The sequence below is a fragment of the Streptomyces sp. SID10853 genome (genome assembly GCF_010548145.1).
Classification (GTDB): domain Bacteria; phylum Actinomycetota; class Actinomycetes; order Streptomycetales; family Streptomycetaceae; genus Streptomyces.
This window is the reverse complement of record NZ_JAAGLN010000346.1, coordinates 1-5409: the sequence shown is the minus strand read 5'-3', so window position 1 is coordinate 5409 and position 5409 is coordinate 1. Positions and strand designations below refer to the sequence as shown.

Sequence of the window (5409 nt, the reverse complement as noted above, 5' to 3'; positions counted from 1 at the left end):
CCGCCTCGCACAGGGCCGCATCGGCCGGGTGCTCGGACTCGCCGCCGCCCCGGACGGCAGCCGGTTCGCCGTCGCCGCACACGACGGCCGGGTGCTCGTCGTCGAGCGCGAGTCCGGCGATGTGCACGAGGTGGACCGCAGCGCCGACGGTGACGCATCGGGCCTGGTGTTCTCGCCCGACTCCGCCTGGCTCGCCTGGTCGCACCCCGGCCCCGAGCCGCTGCGCCAGCTCAAGCTCGCGCACCTGGCCGACCTCTCCGTCGCCGAGGCGACCCCGCTGCGCTTCCGGGACTTCGACCCGGCCTTCACGACCGACGGCAAACACCTCGCCTTCCTCTCCGAGCGCGCCTTCGACCCGATCTACGACGCGCACGTCTTCGACCTGGCGTTCATCGGCACCTGCCGTCCGCATCTGCTGACACTCGCCGCGACCACACCGTCCCCGTTCGGTCCGCAGCGGCACGGCCGCGCGACCGAGAAGGACAAGGACGGCGACGAGCACGACGCTCCGACCGCGCTGCCGGTGACCCGTATCGACCTCGAAGGTCTCGCCGACCGGATCGTGCCGCTGCCCGTCGAGGCCGGCAGCTACTCGACGCTCCGCGCCGCCAGGGACGGACTCCTCTGGCTGCGCCACCCGCTGCGCGGGGTCCTCGGCACGACCGGGGCCACCCCCGACGCCCCCTGGCCTGACACCGTCCTGGAGCGGTACGACCTGGAGAAGCTGCGGGACGAGGAGATCGCCCCGGACGTCGACCACTTCGAGGTCAGCGGCGACGGCAAGCGGCTCGTGCTGCACACGGACGGCAAGCTGCGCGTCGTCCCGTCCGACAGCCGGGTGGCCAAATCCGACGCGGACGAGGACAGCGACCGCAGTGTCACCGTCGACCTCTCCCGGATCCGGCGGACCCTCGACCCGGCCGCCGAGTGGCGGCAGATGTACGACGAGGCCGGGCGCATCATGCGGGACAACTTCTGGCGCGCCGACATGTCAGGGGTGGACTGGGACGGGGTCCTGGACCGCTACCGGCCGGTCCTCGACCGCATCGCCACCCATGACGACCTGGTCGACCTGCTCTGGGAGGTCCAGGGCGAGCTGGGCACCTCGCACGCCTATGTGATACCGCCGGGCGGCTGGCACGACGACACCACCCGGCAGGGGCTGCTGGGCGCCGACATCTCCCGTACGGACGAGGGAAGTTGGCGCATCGACCGGGTCCTGCCATCGGAGACGTCCGACCCGGCGGCGCGCTCACCGCTCGCCGCGCCGGGCGTCGCGGTCCGCGCGGGCGACACCGTGCTGGCCGTCGACGGCCAGGCCGTCGATCCGCTCACCGGCCCGGCGCCGCTGCTGACCGGCTCGGCGGGCAAGCCCGTCGAGCTGACCGTCTCGCCCGCGGACGGCGGCGACCCCCGCCATGTCGTGGTCGTACCGACCGGCGACGAGGAGGCGCTGCGCTACCACGCGTGGGTGGCCGACCGCCGCAGCTATGTCCACGAGCGGTCCGGCGGCCGCCTCGGCTATCTGCACGTCCCGGACATGGTCGGCTCGGGCTGGGCGCAGCTCCACCGCGACCTGCGGGTCGAGGTGGCCAGGGAGGGCCTGGTCGTGGACGTACGGGAGAACCGCGGCGGCCACACCTCGCAGCTGGTGGTGGAGAAGCTGGCCCGCCGGATCGTCGGCTGGGACCTGCCGCGCGGCATGCGCCCCTCCAGCTATCCGCAGGACGCCCCGCGCGGGCCCGTGGTGGCCGTCGCGAACGAGTTCTCGGGCTCCGACGGTGACATCGTGAACGCGGCGATCAAGGCACTGGGCATCGGTCCCGTGGTCGGCACCCGCACCTGGGGCGGCGTCATCGGTATCGACAGCCGGTACCGGCTGGTCGACGGGACGCTGGTGACCCAGCCCAAGTACGCCTTCTGGCTGGAGGGGTACGGCTGGGGCGTCGAGAACCACGGCGTCGACCCGGACATCGAGGTGGTCCAGGCGCCGCAGGACCACGCGGCGGGCCGGGACCCGCAGCTGGACGAGGCGATCAGGACCGCGCTCGCCGCACTGGAGGAGACCCCGGCGAAGACCCCGCCGAGCCTGCCGGAGCCGCGCGGCTGACCGCCGGACGCGCCGACGGCGTGCGCCCCGCCCGGGACAGGGCGCGGGCGCACGCCCGGGGGCGGAGCGCAGGCGGGCCGACCGCCCCCGGCTAGCATGGCCGCGTACGCGAATGATCATCACCGACCACCACGACCGAGGAGTGAGCGCATGGCGGGAGAGCCGCAGACCGACTGCCTGTTCTGCAAGATCGTCTCGGGGGACATCCCGGCGACCGTCGTCCGTGAGACCGACACGACCGTCGCCTTCCGTGACATAAACCCGCAGGCACCGACGCACGTCCTGGTGATCCCCAAGGCGCACTACCCGGACGCGGCGTCCCTCGCGGCGGCCGAACCGCGGATCGCCGCCGACGTACTGCGCGAGGCGGCCGAGGTCGCCGCCGCCGACAAGGTCGACGCAACCGGCTACCGGATCGTCTTCAACACCGGATCAGGCGCAGGGCAGACCGTCTTCCACGCGCACGCCCACGTCCTGGGCGGCCGCGGGCTCAACTGGCCCCCCGGATAGTCCCGTTGTCCGTACGAGAACTCGTGGTCCTCGGCACCGCCAGCCAGGTGCCCACCCGGCGCCGCAACCACAACGGCTATCTGCTGCGCTGGGACGGGCAGGGCATCCTCTTCGACCCGGGCGAGGGCACCCAGCGCCAGATGCTGCACGCCGGGGTCGCCGCGCACGACATCGACCGGATCTGCGTCACGCACTTCCACGGCGACCACTCGCTGGGCCTGGCCGGGGTGATCCAGCGGATCAACCTGGACCAGGTCCCGCACCAGGTCACCGCGCACTACCCGGCGAGCGGGCAGCACTTCTTCGACCGGCTGCGGTACTCCACCGCCTACCGCGAGTCCGTCGCCCTGGCGCAGGCCCCGGCCACCGGCGACGGCGGTGTCCTGGCGCGCACACCCGCGTACGAACTGGAGGCGGTCAGGCTCTCGCACCCCGTCGAGTCGTACGGCTACCGGCTGACCGAGCCCGACGGGCGCCGGATGCTCCCGGAGAGACTCGCCGAGCACGGCATCACCGGACCGGACGTCGGGCGGCTCCAGCGGGAGGGCGTGCTCGACGGGGTCACCCTCGACCAGGTCAGCGAGGTGCGGCGGGGCCAGCGCTTCGCCTTCGTGATGGACACCCGGCTCTGCGAGGGGATCCACCGGCTCGCGGACGGCTGCGACCTGCTGGTCATCGAGTCGACGTTCCTCGACGACGACGCCCGGCTGGCGGCCGACCACGGCCATCTGACCGCAGGACAGGCGGGCCGCGTCGCACGCGACGCGGGCGTACGGCACCTCGTCCTGACGCACTTCTCGCAGCGCTACCCCGACCCCGCCGAGTTCGGCAGACAGGCGCGCGCCGCCGGCTTCGACGGTGAACTCACCGTCGCCGACGACCTGATGCGGGTGCCGGTCCCCACCCGGCACGCCGCCACCTGACCGCTGCCCGCCGTACGTCCCCGGCCCCGACCGACCCACCCACACCACCGAACTGAGCGAGACCCGATGCACCATCTCCCCAAGGCCGAACTCCACCTCCACATCGAAGGCACCCTCGAACCCGAACTGGCCTTCGCGCTCGCCGCCCGCAACGGCATCGAGCTGCCGTACGCGGACACCGAGGCGCTGCGCAAGGCGTACCAGTTCAGCGACCTCCAGTCGTTCCTCGACCTGTACTACGGGCTGATGGCCGTGCTGCGCACCGAGGAGGACTTCGAGGAGCTCACCGACGCCTACCTCGCGCGCGCCGCCGCACAGGGCGTACGCCACGCGGAGATCTTCTTCGACCCGCAGGCGCACTCCGCGCGCGGCGTGCCGATGGGCACCGTCGTCGAGGGCATCTCCCGGGCGCTCGGGCGCAGCGAGGAGCGGCACGGCATCTCCACGCAGCTCATCATGTGCTTCCTGCGCGACGAGTCGGCCGACTCGGCGATCCGCACGCTGGAGGCGGCCAAGCCGTATCTGCACCGGATCGCGGCGGTCGGCCTCGACTCGGCCGAGGTCGGGCACCCGCCGTCGAAGTTCCGCGAGGTGTACGCGGCGGCGGGCGCGCTGGGGCTGCGCAAGGTCGCGCACGCGGGCGAGGAGGGCCCCGCCGCCTATGTGCACGAGGCCCTGGACCTCCTCGGGGTGGAGCGGATCGACCACGGGCTGCGCTCGATGGAGGACCCGGCGCTGGTGGAGCGCCTGGTCAGGGACCGGGTGCCGCTGACGCTCTGCCCGCTGTCCAACGTACGGCTGCGGGCCGTCGACACCCTGGAGCAGCACCCGCTGCCGCAGATGATGGCCGCCGGGCTGCTCTGCACCGTCAACTCGGACGACCCCGCCTACTTCGGGGGCTACGCGGGCGACACGTTCCACGCCGTGCACGAGGCGCTCGGCCTCGGGCACGAGGAGCTGCGGACGCTGGCCCGCAACTCCTTCCTCGCCGCCTTCCTGGACCACGACGAGGAGCGCAGGGCGCGCTACTTGGCCGAGGTGGACGCGTACGACTTCGACGCGGACCTCGATCTGGGCTGAACGCCCCCGGTGAGCCGGTACTTGCGGCGGGGTACCGGCTCCAGGGCGATCTCGGTGACGGTGAGTTCGGGCGCGCCGAGCTGCGGAACGGTGGACGCCACCGCGCCCAGGGTGCCCGCGACGACGGCCGCGGGGGCGCCGCCCCTGCGCCGCACCGAGCCGGGCAGCAGCGGGCGGCCCGATGTGTGCAGCGCCACCCCGGTCAGCGGGACCGCCAGCAGCAGAAGCAGCGCGCAGAGCACCGCCCCCATCAGTGGGAAACCGGTCCGCGCGGCGAGCAGGCTGCCCGCCACCGGGCCGCAGGCCACGCCGAGCGAGGACGCCGAGCCGACCAGGACGGCCCACCGGCCGCGCGGGTCCAGCGAGGCGGCCAGGCCGATCAGGTAGGACAGGACCACCGGGTAGAAGGTGTTCCAGAGGATCTCGCCCGACGCGAACGAGCCGAGCCCGCTCGCCGATGAACTCAGCGCGATACAGGCCGAGATGACCACGGTGCCGCCGCCGATCGGCAGCGCCCTGCCGAGCCGTGAGCCGAGCGCCCCGGCCCCGGCGACCCCGATCAGCCCGGCGCCGAGCGACACCGCGAAGATCGCGCCGACCGTCACCTCGGACAGCCCCGCCTGGTCCTGGCCGATCCGGCTGCTGACGCCCCAGAGGGAGTTCTGCGCCATGGCCCAGCAGACCATCGCGCCGGCCAGCACCGAGCCCGAGCGCAGATGCGGGATACGGCCGCGCCCCGCCCCGGTGGCGGGTGGCTGTGGCCGGGCCCGGCCGAGCCGGCCGGTC

4 protein-coding genes and 1 pseudogene are annotated in these 5409 nt (G+C 73.4%); 4 read left to right on the top strand and 1 reads right to left on the bottom strand.

Annotated features, from left to right (window positions below):
- The 4 genes from G3I19_RS34240 to G3I19_RS34225 form a co-directional block, all read left to right on the top strand.
- The coding region (locus G3I19_RS34240) for a S41 family peptidase (RefSeq protein WP_203600971.1) at positions 1-2110 on the top strand (2110 nt) is incomplete at its 5' end.
- Between the two features lie 150 nt (positions 2111-2260).
- Complete coding sequence (locus tag G3I19_RS34235) at positions 2261-2620, top strand: histidine triad nucleotide-binding protein (protein WP_164267598.1); 360 nt, start codon at positions 2261-2263, stop codon at positions 2618-2620.
- 5 nt (positions 2621-2625) lie between these two features.
- On the top strand, positions 2626-3543 hold the full coding sequence (locus G3I19_RS34230) for a ribonuclease Z (protein WP_164267597.1): 918 nt from the start codon (positions 2626-2628) through the stop codon (positions 3541-3543).
- Positions 3544-3609: 66 nt separating this feature from the next.
- A complete protein-coding gene (locus tag G3I19_RS34225; RefSeq protein WP_164267596.1) occupies positions 3610-4623 on the top strand; it encodes an adenosine deaminase in 1014 nt (337 codons plus the stop codon).
- On the opposite strand, the pseudogene G3I19_RS34220 reads toward G3I19_RS34225, so the two are convergent.
- A pseudogene (locus G3I19_RS34220) lies at positions 4569-5409 on the bottom strand (MFS transporter); the annotation flags it as partial. The gene G3I19_RS34225 and the pseudogene G3I19_RS34220 overlap by 55 nt on opposite strands.